At 66.9% G+C, this 14775-nt stretch carries 12 protein-coding genes; 5 read left to right on the forward strand and 7 right to left on the reverse strand.

Annotated elements, in window-relative coordinates; translation table 11 throughout:
- Window positions 1-244 precede the first annotated feature (244 nt).
- Window positions 245-1696, reverse strand: a complete 1452-nt coding sequence (locus FHU13_RS00700; RefSeq protein ID WP_183433946.1) for an MATE family efflux transporter — start codon at window positions 1694-1696, stop codon at window positions 245-247.
- Window positions 1689-3587: a monovalent cation:proton antiporter-2 (CPA2) family protein gene (locus FHU13_RS00705; RefSeq protein ID WP_183433947.1), complete on the reverse strand. Its 1899-nt coding sequence runs from the start codon at window positions 3585-3587 to the stop codon at window positions 1689-1691. Before FHU13_RS00705 ends, FHU13_RS00700 begins: the two co-directional genes overlap by 8 nt.
- A gap of 312 nt (window positions 3588-3899) precedes the next feature.
- On the opposite strand from FHU13_RS00705, the gene ispH reads away from it, so the two are divergent.
- Together ispH and thrB are read left to right on the forward strand one after the other, a co-directional pair.
- Window positions 3900-4922, forward strand: coding sequence for a 4-hydroxy-3-methylbut-2-enyl diphosphate reductase (gene ispH, locus FHU13_RS00710; protein WP_183433948.1), 1023 nt, complete (start codon window positions 3900-3902; stop codon window positions 4920-4922).
- A 97-nt stretch (window positions 4923-5019) separates the two neighbouring features.
- A complete protein-coding gene (gene thrB, locus FHU13_RS00715; protein WP_183433949.1) occupies window positions 5020-5985 on the forward strand; it encodes a homoserine kinase in 966 nt (321 codons plus the stop codon).
- A 44-nt stretch (window positions 5986-6029) separates the two neighbouring features.
- On the opposite strand, the gene FHU13_RS00720 is transcribed toward thrB, so the two are convergent.
- Window positions 6030-6512, reverse strand: a complete 483-nt coding sequence (locus FHU13_RS00720) for a peroxiredoxin (protein WP_183433950.1) — start codon at window positions 6510-6512, stop codon at window positions 6030-6032.
- A gap of 123 nt (window positions 6513-6635) precedes the next feature.
- Between FHU13_RS00720 and FHU13_RS00725 the strand changes: the two genes are divergently transcribed.
- Window positions 6636-7244: a YqgE/AlgH family protein gene (locus tag FHU13_RS00725; protein WP_183433951.1), complete on the forward strand. Its 609-nt coding sequence runs from the start codon at window positions 6636-6638 to the stop codon at window positions 7242-7244.
- Window positions 7245-7283: 39 nt separating this feature from the next.
- Here the strand turns inward: FHU13_RS00725 and FHU13_RS00730 are convergent, their stop codons facing one another.
- From FHU13_RS00730 to FHU13_RS00740, 3 genes are all read right to left on the reverse strand, one after another.
- On the reverse strand, window positions 7284-8348 hold the full coding sequence (locus FHU13_RS00730) for a putative zinc-binding metallopeptidase (RefSeq protein WP_183433952.1): 1065 nt from the start codon (window positions 8346-8348) through the stop codon (window positions 7284-7286).
- A gap of 182 nt (window positions 8349-8530) precedes the next feature.
- The gene (gene alaS / locus FHU13_RS00735) at window positions 8531-11206 is read right to left on the reverse strand and encodes an alanine--tRNA ligase (protein WP_183433953.1); all 2676 of its coding nucleotides are present in this window, start codon (window positions 11204-11206) and stop codon (window positions 8531-8533) included.
- Window positions 11207-11299: 93 nt separating this feature from the next.
- Window positions 11300-12028 carry a helix-turn-helix transcriptional regulator gene (locus FHU13_RS00740; protein ID WP_183433954.1) on the reverse strand — a complete coding sequence of 243 codons (729 nt, stop codon included), beginning with the start codon at window positions 12026-12028 and terminating at the stop codon, window positions 11300-11302.
- 74 nt (window positions 12029-12102) lie between these two features.
- Between FHU13_RS00740 and FHU13_RS00745 the strand changes: the two genes are divergently transcribed.
- The gene (locus tag FHU13_RS00745; RefSeq protein ID WP_183433955.1) at window positions 12103-12705 is read left to right on the forward strand and encodes a glutathione S-transferase family protein; all 603 of its coding nucleotides are present in this window, start codon (window positions 12103-12105) and stop codon (window positions 12703-12705) included.
- An 83-nt stretch (window positions 12706-12788) separates the two neighbouring features.
- On the opposite strand, the gene recA is transcribed toward FHU13_RS00745, so the two are convergent.
- Window positions 12789-13889 carry a recombinase RecA gene (gene recA / locus FHU13_RS00750; protein ID WP_183433956.1) on the reverse strand — a complete coding sequence of 367 codons (1101 nt, stop codon included), beginning with the start codon at window positions 13887-13889 and terminating at the stop codon, window positions 12789-12791.
- Window positions 13890-14470: 581 nt separating this feature from the next.
- On the opposite strand from recA, the gene FHU13_RS00755 reads away from it, so the two are divergent.
- Complete coding sequence (locus tag FHU13_RS00755) at window positions 14471-14680, forward strand: hypothetical protein (protein WP_183433957.1); 210 nt, start codon at window positions 14471-14473, stop codon at window positions 14678-14680.
- Window positions 14681-14775 lie beyond the last annotated feature (95 nt).

Genomic DNA, 14775 nt, shown 5'->3' on the forward strand with positions numbered 1-14775 from the left:
CAGCAACGGTCCGGATGCCGAACGCTTTCGGGTCTTGCGACGATCGCGCCGTGACAACGAGCGCATGTCGCGGGCCCATCCTCGTTCCGGCCGCGCGCCGGCGATTACCGTCGACACTCACGCCCGGAGGCTCGCCGGAACGGCCTCAGCCGCAAGTGTGTCGCAACCGGACGGGGCTGACCAGCACTAAGCCCGATTTCGCGCCGATTTCCTTAGGGATAGCGGCGGTTCGGTGCCGGGATTGTCAAAGGGACATTCCGCTGGAGGGCGCTGCCTGCACCGCTTCATCGGCCGAGGGGGGATCGATGGTCGAGCCTGCCACTTTCCTCACACCGCGCTCGAGTCGGCTCACGGTTCGGAAGGCGAAGGCGAGACCCGCCACGCCGAAGGCGATCGATCCGATGCCGGTGCCGGCGATCACGCCCTCAGGTCCGTACCACGCCGCTCCCATGAGGGCGGGCGGGACCGTGCCGAGTGTCGCCCGTCCCCAGTTCAACAGGGTCGAGATGAAGGGGAAACCGAGATTGTTGAACGAGGCATTGGCGAGGAACAGGAGCCCGTTGAAGAACCAGACCGGCCCGCTCACCAGGCAGAAGAAGCCGAACAGTTCGGCTGCGACACCCTTGAGTTCGAAAGCGCTGGCCAAAGGTTCTCGCGCCAGGGCCAGGAGAAGCCAGACGACGACGACGTAAAGCGCTGTCACTCCCGCGCCGACCCGGAGCACGCCGCGCATCCGGTCGAAGCGGCCCGCGCCCCAGTTCTGGCCTAGGATCGGGCCGATCGAGCCCGACATCGCGAACAGCCCACAGAAGGCGACCGGGGCAAGACGCTCGATCACCACGTTTCCGGCGATCGCCGGAGGCCCGAAGCCGGACAAGGCATGCGCCACGAAGGCGCTGGCGATCGAGGGGGCGAGGTTGGTGAGCACCGCCGGCCCGGCGATGCGGGCCACCAGCGGCAGATCGCCGAGGATGGCGGCGAGGTGCGGCGCTTCGAGCAGCCGGTAGCGCCGGACCCCGGCCCAGCCGACGGCCACGAAGGTCACCCGGGCCACGCAGACGGCGAGCGCGGCGCCGTCCACGCCGAGACCGAAGCCGAAGATCAGAAGCGGATCGACGAACACGGTGATGACGGCACCGCCGAGCGTGACGTACATCGCCTCGCGCGCCGCCCCGACTGCGCGCAGGAGGCCGGTGAACAGCATGCCCGGCCCGAGCAGCAGGTTCGACGGCAGGCTGATCCAGAGATAGCGCTTGGCGACGTCGAGGGTGTGCCCCTCGGCGCCGATGGCCGAGAGCAGCGGGTCGAGCACGGCGAGCAGGAAGGCGGCAAGGAGCCCCGACGCGATCATGCAGTGGACGGTGACCGAGGTCGCGATCCGCCGTCCCCCGGAGGAATCGTTCGCGCCGATCGCCCGCGAGACGAGCGCGCCGGCGGCGATCATCAGGCCGATATTGATGGCAATGGCGAAGAACTGGACGATCGAAGCGAAGCCGACCGCGGCGGTGAGTGCCGGGTCTCCGAGCTTCGAGACGTAGAACAACGACAAGAGATCAACGGCGAAGATCGCCATCAGGCCGACGGAACCGGTCGCACTCATCACTACGACGTGGCGTAGGATCGAACCCGAGACGAAGCGCGCCGTGCCCTCGTCCCGACTCCGCTCCGGCACCTCACCTTCGCCCACGTCAGGCATTCGGCTCGGCATCCTCGGGTTCGAGCGCGCGAGCAGCGGATTCGTGCGGCTGCGGTTCGATCAGGCCGCGGGTCTCGGCGCTGAGCGCCCGCGACGGGCTCTTCGGCGCGGTGAGCGGTTCAGGCCGCAATTCCGGAGTTCCGCGCAGCCAGCCGGACCCGTCCGGCATGGCCCCTGCCTGCTGCAGCACGAGGCGGGCGACGTCACGCTTGCGTACGTCCTCGACGCGGCGCGCAGCGGCCTCGGCGGAAAGCCCGAGACTTTCGAGGGCGGCGCGACCGAAGCCGAGGGCGGATTCGACGGTCTCGCGAAGCTGGAAATCGACGTCGCGGTTCATCAACTCGATGGCGTGCGTGCGGTCGTAGGCCCGCACGTAGGTGCGCACGTTCGGGAACTCCTCGTGGACGATGTCGACGATCTTCAGCGCTGCCGGCGCATCGTCGATGCAGACGCAGATCAGCTCCGCTTTCGCGAGGCCGGAGGCGCGCAGCACGTCGAGCCGGGTGCCATCGCCGTAATAGATGCGGAAGCCGAAACTCGTCGCGTTGCGGATCTGCTCGACGTCCTTGTCGATGACGGTGATGTTGATGCCCTCCGCCAGCAGCACCTGCGCCAGGATCTGCCCGAAGCGGCCGAAGCCCACCACGAGCACGCGGGTGTCGCCGGATTCCTGCGCCTCGCCGACGTCGGAGGGCGGCTCGGCCTCCTTGGGGCGGCGGGCGATCAGCGCGTCGAGCCCCTTGGCGGCGATCGGCCCGACCAGCATGGTGAGAGCGGCGAGCGCGACGCAGAAGCGGGTCACGTCCGAGGCGAGGATGCGCAGGTCGCCCGCCGCCGGCAGGATCACGAAGGCGAATTCGCCGGCCGGCGCCAGAACCGCCGCGCCGCGCAGGGCGTCGAGCCAGGGCGAACCGAACAGGCGGAACAGCCCGGCGACGAGGGCGATCTTCACGGCGATCGCCGCCATGGTCGCGGCGAGCAGCGCCAGCCAGTGATTCGTGAGCAGGCCGCCGTCGATCGACATGCCGACGCTCATGAAGAACAGGCCGAGCAGCATGCCGCGGAACGGCTCGATATCGGCCTCGAGCTGATGGCGAAAGTTCGACTCGGCGAGCATCACGCCCGCGAGGAAGGCGCCCATCGCCATGGAGAGGCCGGCCTTCTCCATCACCAGCGCCGTGCCGAGCACGACAAGGAGGGCGGCTGCCGTCATGACCTCACGTCCGCCCGCGGCCGCGAGCAGGCGGAAGAACGGGTTGAGGCCGTAGCGCCCGACGAGCACCACGCCCGCCACCGCGACCGCCGCGCGGCCGGTGGAGCGCAGGCCCTCGTCGAGCCAGCCGTCCTTCGGCGTGGCGCCGGCCGAGGCCAGCAGCGGCAGCAGCGCCAGGATTGCTACCACCGAGATGTCCTGGAACAGGAGCACCGCGAAGGAGCGCCCGCCATAGGGTGAGCCGAGATCGCCGCGCTCCTCCAGCAGTTGGAGCGCGACGGCCGTGGCGGAGAGCGCGATGGCGATGCCGACGACGCTCGCCGCCGCCGGCGTCAGGCCGTAGGCGAGGGCCGCCCCCGCGATGACGAGCGAGCAGAGAGCGAGCTGAGCGGCACCGAGCCCGAAGATGTCGCGCCGCATCGAGACGAGTCGCGTAATCTCGAGTTCGAGTCCGACGATGAAGAGCAGGAGAACCACGCCAATCTCGGCGACGCTCGCCGCGGTCTCGGGCTCCGCAATCAGCGAGAAGCCGGCCGGGCCGATCACCACGCCCGCCACGAGATAGCCGAGCACCGCACTCTGGCCGAGCAGACGCACGAGCGGAACGCCGATCACCGCTGCCGACAGAAACGTCAGCACCGGCGGCAGGAAGCTGGCATGGTCCGTGGCGCTCGCCATGAAAGCCCGTTGCCTCGCTGGTTCCGGAAGGGAGAAGGGCTTCCCCTTAGCCCGCTCGCCCCGCTATCGCGAGGGCGATTCGGGTGTCGTTCGTCACATGTCCGGCCCCTTCATTAGATCGCCGCGCCGCAGCTTCGTCGGAAGGCAGCATTGCCACACGCGTGAGGATGCAGGCCCCCTGGGCGACCGGCGGGGGTCACGGATCGCTGCATGTGTGCTATGTAAAAGTGACGGACAGGCTCAAACCTGTCGCGGCTTTCGGGCTGGCCGCTGTTGACAGACCCGGCCACCCCTCTCCACATCCGCCGGATCATGAGCGCTGACACCATCAACCTCACCGCTGACCCGAACCGGGTCCCGCAGCCGGCCGTGACGGGCGACAAGCCGCCACTGGAGATTCTGCTGTGCGCGCCCCGCGGCTTCTGCGCCGGCGTGGTGCGCGCGATCGACGTGGTCGAGCGGGCGCTGGCGATCTACGGAGCGCCGGTCTACGTTCGCCACGAGATCGTCCACAACAAGTATGTGGTCGAGACTCTGAAGCGGAAAGGCGCCGTGTTCGTGCGCGAGCTGGACGAGGTGCCCGATAGCGGCGCACCCGTCATCTTCTCCGCCCACGGCGTCGCCAAGACGGTGCCGCAGAACGCCGACGCACGCGGCCTCACCACCATCGACGCCACCTGTCCGCTGGTGACCAAGGTCCACCGCGAGGCCGAGATCCATCACAAGCGCGGGCGTCACGTCCTGCTCGTCGGCCATTCCGGTCATCCGGAAGTCGTCGGCACCATGGGCCAGCTGCCCAAAGGCTCGATCACGCTCGTCGAGGACATCGACCAGATCGATGCCCTGAACCCGCCGGCCGACCAGGCGCTCGCCTGGGTGACGCAGACGACCCTGTCGATCGACGACACCAAGCATATCGTCGAGGCGTTGAAGGCCAAGTTTGCCGGCATCCATGGCCCTCACAAGGACGACATCTGCTACGCCACCACCAACCGCCAGGAGGCGGTCAAGGAGGTCGCTCCGCGGGTCGATGCGCTGATCGTGGTGGGATCTTCCAACTCCTCGAACTCGCAGCGGCTGCGCGAGGTCGCCGAGCGGGCCGGCTGCCCGATCACCCGCCTCGTCCTACGCGCCGAGGAGATCGACTGGGACGCCTTCAAGGATATCCGTCGCCTTGGCCTCACCGCCGGCGCGTCTGCACCTGAGGTCCTGGTGGAAGAGATCATCGACGCCTTCGCCGCGCGCTTCGACGTGACGGTGGATCAGGTCTCGGTCACGGTCGAAGACATGTCCTTCCCGCTGCCGCGCGAGCTGCGCAGCGAGGCCGCCGAGTAGGGCGAAGCCCGCGTCGGCGCCTGAACAAGCCGACCGAACGACCTCCAGGGGCGCCCATGGCGCCCCTTTCTCTTGCGCGAACCCGGCAGCGGCACCCGTGGCGGTCTACACCGACGTATCCGACGAGGCGCTACGCGCCTTTCTCAAAGAGTACGAACTCGGCGAATTGCTCTCCTACAAGGGCATCGCGGAAGGCGTCGAGAATTCGAACTTCTTCCTGCACACGAGCACGGGCAACTACATCCTCACCCTCTACGAGAAGCGGGTGAGTGAGGCGGATCTGCCGTTCTTCATCAACCTGATGGGTCATCTGGCGCGGGCCGGCCTGGCCTGCCCGCAGCCGGTGCGCAACCGCGCCGGAACCGCGCTCGGGCGCCTCTGCGGCCGGCCGGCGGCGATCGTCACTTTCCTCGAAGGCGTTTCCTTAAGCCGTCCGAACACGGAGCATTGCCGGGCGCTTGGTGCCGCGCTGGCCGGGCTTCACGCTGCCGGGCGCGACTTCCCGATGGTGCGCGAGAACAATTTGTCGGTGGGGGCGTGGCGGCCGCTGTTCGTGCAGGCGGAGGCGCAGGCGGACACGGTTGCGCCGGGACTCGCGGCCCGCACGCGCGCCGACCTCGATGTCCTTGAAGCGTCCTGGCCGCAGGGCCTGCCGGGCGGGGTCATCCACGCCGACCTGTTCACCGACAACGTCTTCTTCATCGGCGACGCCGTGTCGGGGCTGATCGACTTCTACTTCGCCTGCACCGACGCCTTCGCCTACGATCTGGCGATCAGCCTCAACGCGTGGTGCTTCGATGCGGACGGCACCTTCCACCGCGACAAGGCGGGAGCGATGATCGCGGGCTACGATTCCGTGCGAAAGCTGGAGCCTGCCGAGATCGCGGCGCTGCCGGTTCTGGCGCGGGGCGCGGCCATGCGCTTCATGCTGACCCGCCTCGTGGACTGGCTGAACGTGCCGGCCGGTGCCCTGGTGCAGCCCAAGGACCCGCTGGAATACGACCGGCGCCTCGCCTTCCATCGCGCCGCAACGGATGCGCGGAATTACGGTTGGGACGACTGAGGGGTTCGAACCCTCCCCCGTGGGGGAGGGGAGGAGCAGATCGATCAGAGCACCTTCAACAGCGCTTCGGCGCCCGACACCTCGGCCTTGGAGGGCGTATCCTCGACATTGAGGATGCGAACGACGCCGTCATCGACCAGCATGGCATAGCGCTGGGAGCGCGGGCCGAGACCGAAGCCGGAGCCGTCCATTTCGAGGCCGATCGCCTTGGCGAACTCGGCATTGCCGTCGGCCAGGAACTCGATGCCCTCGGCGCCGCTCTGCTGCTGCCACGCGTTGAGGACGAAGATGTCGTTGACCGCGGTCACGGCAATCGCATCGACGCCGCGGGCCAGGATCTCCTCGCGCTTGGCGACGAAGCCCGGCAGGTGGTTCCGATGGCAGGCCGGCGTGAAGGCACCCGGCACGCCGACCAGCACGACGCGGCGCCCCTTGAACACGTCGTCGGTCGTCTTGGCCTGCGGACCGTCCGGCCCGTTCACCCGGAAGGTGGCCTGGGGCAGGTGATCGCCAACCTGAATGGTCATCCGTGCTCTCCTCGCAAAAGCCCCGAACCGTTAGACGCGCTTCGCGCGACTGTCGAGGCACCGGCATCCTGCGTGCGCGTTTGCCTTATGGATCAATGGCGGCCGCCGCATTAGCATAGACCGATGCAGATACCCGACCCCGCGCTCAAAGACCCCGCCTATCTCGACGGCCAGTTCCTCGTGGCCATGCCGGGGATCGGCGACGAGCGCTTCGCGCGCTCGGTGATCTATCTCTGCGCCCACTCGGCGGACGGGGCGATGGGCATCATCGTCAACAAGCCGGTCGCGGACCTGAGCATGCCGGATCTCCTGATCCAGCTCGACATCGCCAGCGAGGCTGACGCGATCCGCCTGCGTGAGCGGGTCGGCCATATGCCGGTGCTGATGGGCGGTCCGGTCGATGCCAAGCGCGGCTTCGTGCTGCACACGGCCGACTTTCACATCGATCAATCGACCCTGCAGATCGACGAAGGCGTGTGTCTCACGGCGACGGTAGAGATCCTGCGCGCCATTGCCGACGGGCGCGGCCCGTCGAACGCGGTGCTGGCGCTCGGCTACGCAGGCTGGCAGGCGGGCCAGCTCGAGAACGAGATCCTGGCCAATGGCTGGCTGAACTGCCCGGCCGATCCCGGGCTGATCTTCGATCCGGGCCTCGGCACGAAGTACGATCAGGTTCTCAAGGCGATCGGGATCGATCCCGCCATGCTCTCGGCGGAGGCGGGTCGGGCCTGACCGGTAGCCCCGCCCGCCACTGATCCGACTCTGGCGATCTCACACTCGCCGGTGCACGAGCTCGTGGATGAACCCGAGCTTCGCCACGACCGGTGGAGCGAGCACGAAGGGGTAGAGGTCGCCTTCACCCATGGCCCGGCTGACGCTGTTCATGGCAAAGACGAAGGGAAGCCACGCATCGATGATCTGTTCGATGCTGTGGGCCCCGTAGGGATCGAAATCGACGCGCGCCGCCAGCTCGCCCTCGATATCGGCCTTGGGTTTCACCTGCATGCCGAAGGCGCTCGCCATCTCCAGCGTGTCGACGATGTGGAGGTAATGCGCCCAGGTCTCGGCGAAGTCTTCCCACGGATGGGTCGTCGCGTAGGCCGAGACAAACGTCTCCTGCCAGTCCGGCGGTGGGCCTTGGTCATAGTGGCGCTTGAGCGCCGCGCCGTAATCCTGCGAATCGTCGCCGAACACTGCCCGGCACGGCTCCAGCTTGCCGGCGTCGCGCACGAGAATGTCCCAGTAATGGTGGCCGACTTCGTGGCGGAAATGTCCGAGAAGCGTCCGATAGGGTTCACCCATCGACGTGCGGCGCTTCTCGCGCTCGGCCGGGTCGGCCTCCACCAGAGCAATGGTGATGATGCCGTTGTCATGGCCGGTCATCACCTTGTGCCCGCTCGCATCCGGCGGATCGGCCAGGAAGTTGAAGATCAGGCCGTGCTCAGGATCCTCGGCACGGGTTTTCAGAGGCAGGTTCCAACGCAGCAGCGTGTAGAACAGCCGGTGCTTGGCGTGCTCCATCTCCCGCCAACGATCGAGGTTCACCGGGTCGCTCACATCCGGCACGGTGCCATTGTGGCGGCAGGCGAGGCAGAAGGCGTCGGTCGTGCCCGGCGGCACCATCCAGTTACAGGTGTCGTGCGCGGCGTTGGTGCAGAGGAAACTCGGGCGATCGGGCGCGGCGAGCGGGATCCAGGCGTTGTTGTCGCCTGCAGGCTCCAGGGCCGAGATCCGGCCGAGCTGCGGCAGGTAGGCCAGCCGATGGCCGCAGCGCCCGCAGGAGCGGTTCTCGAAATAGAGGACGTTGTCGCAGGACTGGCAGCGAAAGAGTTTCATCGGCTCACGGGACGTTGACGCCCTGTCCCGGATCCGCGGCTGAGCCGGATCGGGGAGAGAACGCGCCGGGCACAGGGCTCGGAAGCGGCGGGGATCGCGGCCAACCAAGCCGCGAACCCGCTCACCGTTCCGTGAGCGAAGATATTTTTCTTCGCCTGCGTCTCACATGGGTGATGGCGGGTTCAGGCCGCTGCCAGCGCCTCGGAGATGGCGGCCAGTGCGGCTTCGGCACCGGCACCGTCCGGTCCGCCGGCCTGAGCCATGTCGCGTCGTCCACCGCCGCCTTTGCCGCCGAGATGTCCGGCGCCCGCGCGCACGAGGCCGACGGCATCGTAGCGGTCGGTGAGATCTTCTGTGACACCGACGACGAGCCCGGCCTTGCCGTCGGCGGACACGCCGACGATCGCGACGATGCCGGAGCCGAGGCGGCTCTTGCCCTCGTCGGCCAGGCCCTTGAGGTCGCGCATCTCGACGCCCTCGACCACGCGGGCCATCAGCTTCACACCGTTGACCTCGCGGGCCTCTTCGCCGCCGCCCGAAGCGCCGCCCATGGCGATTTTTTTCCGCGCGTCGGTCAGTTCCTTCTCCAACCGCCGGCGCTCCTCGATCAGGGCGGAGAGCCGGTCCGGCACGTCGCCCACCGGTGCCTTGAGCAGGCCTGCGAGCTGACTGAGCGTACGGCTCTCCGCGGCGCGATGGCGGCGGGCGGCGCTGCCGGTCATCGCCTCGATCCGACGCACGCCCGCGCCGACGGCGCTCTCGCCGAGCACGGTGATCTGGCCGATCTCGCCGAGCTGGGACACGTGGGTGCCCCCGCATAGCTCGATCGAGAAGTTCGGCAGGCGGCCTTCGACCTCGCGGCCCTCGTCATCCACCGGCCGGCCCATGGAGACGACCCGGACCTCGTCGCCGTACTTCTCGCCGAACAGAGCGCGGGCACCCGACTCGATCGCTTCGTCCACCGCCATCAGCTTGGTGACCACCGGCGCGTTCTGAAGCAGCACCGCGTTGGCGATCTCCTCGACGCGGCTCAGCTCTGCCTCGTCGATGGGCTTCGGGTGGCTGATGTCGAAGCGCAGACGCTCGGGCGCGACGAGCGAGCCCTTCTGCGCCACGTGGTCGCCGAGCACCTGACGCAGCGCCTCGTGCAGCAGGTGGGTGGCCGAGTGGTTGGCGCGGATCGCGGCGCGGCGGGCGTGATCGACCTTCATCTCCACCGGCGCGCCGACGGAGAGCGTGCCCTCCTCGACCGTGACGTGATGCACGAACAAGTCGCCGAGCTTCTTTTCCGTACCGGTCACGCGCGCCTTGAGGCCCGGACCGGCGATCGCGCCGGTGTCGCCGACCTGACCGCCGGATTCGCCGTAGAAGGGCGTCTGGTTGACGATCACGAGGCCGCTCTCGCCGGCCTTCAGCGTCTCGACTTCACTGCCCTCGCGCAGGAGGGCACCGACGACGGCCTCAGCGGCCTCCGTCTCATATCCCAAAAATTCGGTGGCGCCGGTGCGCTCCTTGATGCCGAACCAGACGGTCTCGGTCGCGGCCTCGCCCGAGCCCTGCCACGCGGCCCGTGCCGCCTGCTTCTGACGCTGCATCGCCGCGTCGAAGGCCTGGGTATCGACGCCGATGCCGCGGGCCTTCAGCGCGTCCTGGGTCAGGTCGAGCGGGAAGCCGTAGGTGTCGTAGAGAGTAAAGGCGGTCTCGCCCGAAAGGTTCTGGCCGGCGCCGAGATCACGGCTCTCAGCGTCAAGGATCGCGAGGCCGCGCTCCAGGGTCTTGCGGAAGCGTCCCTCTTCCAGCCGAAGGGTCTCGGAGATCAGTGCCTCGTTGCGGGCCAGCTCCGGGAAGGCCTGCCCCATCTCGCGCACCAGCGTCGGCACCAGGCGGTACATCACCGGATCGCGGGCGCCGAGCAGTTCGAGATGGCGCATGGCACGGCGCATGATCCGGCGCAGCACGTAGCCGCGGCCCTCATTCGAGGGCAGCACGCCGTCGGTGATCAGGAACGAGGTCGAGCGCAGGTGGTCGGCGATGACGCGGTAGGAGGCGCGTGTCTCCGGCTCGGGCGCGCGGGACAGGGCATGGGCGACCGCATCGATCAGCGCGCGGAACAGGTCGGTGTCGTAATTCGAGTGGACGCCCTGGAGGATCGCGGCCATCCGCTCGAGGCCCATGCCGGTGTCGATCGAGGGCCGGGGCAGGGGATTGCGCATACCCGGCTCGACCTGCTCGTACTGCATGAAGACGAGGTTCCAGAATTCGAGGAAGCGGTCGCCATCCTCGTCCGGCGATCCGGGCGGGCCGCCGGCGAGCGCCGGACCCTGGTCGATGAAGATCTCCGAGCACGGGCCGCACGGGCCGGTATCGCCCATCTGCCAGAAGTTGTCGGAGGTGCCGATCCGGATGATCTTTTCGTCGGAGAAGCCGGCGATCTTCCGCCAGAGGGCCGCTGCCTCGTCGTCGTCGGCATAGACGGTCACCAGCAGGCGCTCAGGCGTCAGTCCGAATTCCTGGGTGATCAGTTTCCAGGCCAGTTCGATCGCGTCGGCCTTGAAGTAGTCGCCGAACGAGAAATTGCCGAGCATCTCGAAAAAGGTGTGATGCCGTGCGGTGTAGCCGACATTGTCGAGATCGTTGTGCTTGCCGCCGGCGCGGACGCATTTCTGCGAGGAGGTCGCCTTCACGTAGGGGCGCTTCTCGACACCGGTGAAGACGTTCTTGAACTGCACCATGCCGGCGTTCGTGAACATCAGCGTCGGGTCGTTCTTCGGCACCAGCGAGGACGAGGGCACCACCGCGTGCCCGGCATCCCGGAAGTAGTCCAGGAAGGTCGATCGAATCTCGTTGACGCCGCTCATCGGATAGGCTCGGAAATCAAGTCGCGTCGGGAGCCGGCTGGCGGGCAGCGCGGCAGCATTGTTGCGCCCTCATACGGTCCGAAGCTGTGCAAGTCACGTCGGCTCGTTCTGCGCGGAGCCGGTCGGCGCCGCGAAACTCCGTCCGGTCCTCAACTCGGCGAGGTAGCTGCGCAGCAGCGCCACCCGCCGCGGCCGGAAACTGGTGCCGGCCGGCCGCGCGGCGCGGATACGGTCCAGGCGAAACATCCGGAACGCCTCACGCAGGCAGCACCACGCCAGCAGCGTCATCTTGCTGTCGAGATAGACTACGGAGAGCGGCAGGATCGTCCGCTCGGTGACCGTTCCGTCCTTGTCGGTGTAGCGGAGAAGCAGCGCCTCTTCGCGCCAGCAGGCCGATCGGATCGTCTCCATGTCGGGGAATGCGGGAAAGCGCGCCTCGAAGCGGCGGACCTGCGAGACGGCGTGGAACAGGTGCTGCTCGGCCCGGTCGGGCAGGGTCGCCGCGACTTTCGCCAGCACCGAGGCGGCGGCCTTCTCCAGCGCCGGATCGCCCATGTGGCGGACCTCGGCCAGGCCGAGAACGAGCGCCTCGATCTCGATCCGGTCGAAGGTCTGCGGCGGCAGGGCGACATCTTCGATCAGCCGGTAGCCGTAGCCCCGTTCGCCCTCGATGCGGGCGCCGGCCGCGCGCAGGCTGTCGATGTCGCGATAGAGCGAGCGCAGCGACACGCCGGTCTCCTCCGCGAGGCGTGCCGCGGTGACCGGTGAGGGCAGGACGCGCATCGCGTGCAGCAGCCGGAAAAGGCGATCGGTCCGCGCCATCGCTCAACTGACGGAAACTGACAGGTGACCCTGGCTACAACGTCTCCCGTCACCCCGCCAGCACGAGACCACCGATGATCACCCTGTTCCACTCGCCGCGCAGCCGCTCGACCCGCATCGTCGCGCTCCTCAAGGAACTCGACGCCCTGGAGACGGTCGGCATCGCGGTCGTCACCATTCCACGCATGGACGGTTCGGGCGGCCGCGACCCGCGCAACCCCCATCCCGACGGCAAGGTGCCGCTGCTCGACCACGACGGCACCCTGGTTTGGGAATCGAGCGCGATCATTCAGTATCTCGCCGACCTGTTCCCGCAGGCGGGTCTCGGCATCCCCGTCGGGGACCCGCAGCGCGGCCCCTATCTGAGTTGGTTGGCTTGGTATGCCGGCATCGTCGAGCCGGTGCTGACGCTCAAGGCCATCGGCGTCGATCACCCGGCCGTCGCCCGGACCTTCCGCACCGAGGCGGAGATCCAGGCGCGGCTCGCCGGAGCCCTGAAGGACAAGCCATATCTGCTCAGCGACCGCTTCACCGCCACCGATCTCCTGCTTCACTCGCCCTATGCGTGGTTCGGCAAGCCCGGCGTGCCCGCGATCGACGCTTGGGTGGACCGCTGCACGGACCGGCCCGGCGCACGCTTCGCCGCCGAGTTCGACGCGCAACACGCGGCGGACTGATCCTCCGCGTTTCGGCCCAAGAAAAAGCCCGCTGCGATCGCTCGCGGCGGGCCTTTTCGTTTCCGGTGGTTCAGGCGGCGGGCTTACGCCTCGCCCTCGTCCAGATCCTCGGCCGTCGGCTTGGCATTCTCGAGGATGCGGTCGGCGACCAGCCCCGAATTCTGACGGATCGAGGCTTCGATCTTGTTCGCGATATCCGGATTGTCGCGCAGAAAACCCTTGGAGTTCTCGCGGCCCTGGCCGAGGCGCTGACTGTCGTAGGAGAACCACGCGCCCGACTTCTCGACGATGCCGGCCTTCACGCCGAGGTCGATCAGCTCGCCGACCTTCGACACGCCCTCGCCGAACATGATGTCGAATTCGACCTGCTTGAAAGGCGGCGCGACCTTGTTCTTGACGACCTTGACGCGGACCGAGTTGCCGATGGCCTCGTCGCGGTCCTTCAGCGTCGAGACGCGGCGGATGTCGAGGCGCACCGAGGCGTAGAACTTCAGTGCGTTGCCGCCGGTGGTGGTCTCAGGGCTGCCGTACATCACGCCGATCTTCATGCGGATCTGGTTGATGAAGATCACCATGCAGTTCGAGCGCGAGATCGAGCCGGTCAGCTTGCGCAGCGCCTGGCTCATCAGGCGAGCTTGGAGGCCCGGCTGGCTCTCGCCCATCTCGCCCTCGATCTCGGCCCGCGGCGTCAGCGCGGCCACCGAATCGACCACGAGCACGTCGATGGCGCCGGAGCGCACCAGCGTGTCGGTGATTTCGAGCGCCTGCTCACCGGTATCAGGCTGGGAGATCAGCAGGTCGTCGAGATTGACGCCGAGCTTGCGCGCGTAGACCGGGTCGAGGGCGTGCTCTGCGTCCACGAAGGCGCAGACGCCACCCTTCTTCTGGGCCTCGGCGATCGTGTGGAGCGCCAGCGTCGTCTTGCCGGACGATTCGGGGCCGTAGATCTCGACGACGCGCCCCCGCGGCAAGCCGCCGACACCGAGCGCGATATCGAGGCCGAGCGAGCCCGTCGAGATGGTTTCGACCTCCTGCACCTTGTCGTTCTTACCGAGGCGCATGATCGAGCCTTTGCCGAACGCGCGCTCGATCTGCGTCAGCGCAGCCTCGATCGCCTTCGACTTGTCCTTGTCCGCTGCTGCCATTGTCGAGGATTCCACCATCTTCAGCGCAGGCTGGGCCATCGCTCGGCATCCTTATGCATGGGAGGGGCACGGCGCTCAATCCGCCGAAGCTGTCCATTTCGTACTTGTTTTGTTCTCGTCTTGCAAGTCCCAACGCGAAGGTTTTAGACCGTCACCGCGGCGTCGTGCCGCGCCCGTGAAACAAGCGGGTGTGCTGTTCCCGACACGTGTGACGAACACATGAATCCAATGAACTGGGTTGAGGCGAGTAGAATTTGCTTGCTCAGAACCTGAGGGCACGTCATTTGCAAGGATGCCGAGTATTTTATAATAGAATAATTCAGTAGATTATATTTTAATTCGAAAACAAATTCAGTTATGCACGGTAAAAAATTCACCTTTGCTGGACGATCCGATTTTATGTAAACAGCTAATCAGCGGTATATCCGGAGTAATAAAAAATATAAATATGTGTTTCGGCAAGAATTTACAAATTGAAATCCAGACTGTTTTGATTGTCTGCGATCAAAATCGCCGGAAGAGCAAACTTCGAGTTCAACGTCATGAAGGACATTTGGATCAGAATGTGAGAGGTATGGCGCCGATCTAGTCTCGGTAGGACGCATGATGAGGTGGCCCTCATGCCGAAAGACCTCAACGAACTTCGTGAGATCGAGCAGCTCCTGCGCCAAGCCGAGGAGCGATTGGGACCAGCCGCCACATTCAGACAGCGAACGCTTCTGCAGATGAGCTTGTTCGAGTTGCGGCGCGGATTACCGGCCGAGGGGGGGGAGGAGATGTCGCCTGTGGCCGGGGCGAGTCGCGACCAGCCAGACAAGGAAATGTCCTGAAGCCACGCCCTCGATCGAAGGCAGGGACCGAGAAAGCCGACCACGGCAACGCCAGACGCGAACAAGCTTGTTCGACGTCACGCCGACCTTCGGCG

The sequence above is a fragment of the Methylobacterium sp. R2-1 genome (genome assembly GCF_014191355.1).
GTDB lineage: Bacteria > Pseudomonadota > Alphaproteobacteria > Rhizobiales > Beijerinckiaceae > Methylobacterium.

What these genes read in the sequence shown, in the direction of transcription:
- FHU13_RS00700 (WP_183433946.1), bottom strand. Translation starts at nt 1,696, where the DNA reads ATGCCTGACGTGGGCGAAGGTGAGGTGCCGGAGCGGAGTCGGGACGAG.
- FHU13_RS00705 (WP_183433947.1), bottom strand. Translation starts at nt 3,587, where the DNA reads ATGGCGAGCGCCACGGACCATGCCAGCTTCCTGCCGCCGGTGCTGACG.
- ispH (WP_183433948.1), top strand. Translation starts at nt 3,900, where the DNA reads ATGAGCGCTGACACCATCAACCTCACCGCTGACCCGAACCGGGTCCCG.
- FHU13_RS00720 (WP_183433950.1), bottom strand. Translation starts at nt 6,512, where the DNA reads ATGACCATTCAGGTTGGCGATCACCTGCCCCAGGCCACCTTCCGGGTG.
- FHU13_RS00725 (WP_183433951.1), top strand. Translation starts at nt 6,636, where the DNA reads ATGCAGATACCCGACCCCGCGCTCAAAGACCCCGCCTATCTCGACGGC.
- FHU13_RS00730 (WP_183433952.1), bottom strand. Translation starts at nt 8,348, where the DNA reads ATGAAACTCTTTCGCTGCCAGTCCTGCGACAACGTCCTCTATTTCGAG.
- alaS (WP_183433953.1), bottom strand. Translation starts at nt 11,206, where the DNA reads ATGAGCGGCGTCAACGAGATTCGATCGACCTTCCTGGACTACTTCCGG.
- FHU13_RS00740 (WP_183433954.1), bottom strand. Translation starts at nt 12,028, where the DNA reads ATGGCGCGGACCGATCGCCTTTTCCGGCTGCTGCACGCGATGCGCGTC.
- FHU13_RS00745 (WP_183433955.1), top strand. Translation starts at nt 12,103, where the DNA reads ATGATCACCCTGTTCCACTCGCCGCGCAGCCGCTCGACCCGCATCGTC.
- recA (WP_183433956.1), bottom strand. Translation starts at nt 13,889, where the DNA reads ATGGCCCAGCCTGCGCTGAAGATGGTGGAATCCTCGACAATGGCAGCA.
- FHU13_RS00755 (WP_183433957.1), top strand. Translation starts at nt 14,471, where the DNA reads ATGCCGAAAGACCTCAACGAACTTCGTGAGATCGAGCAGCTCCTGCGC.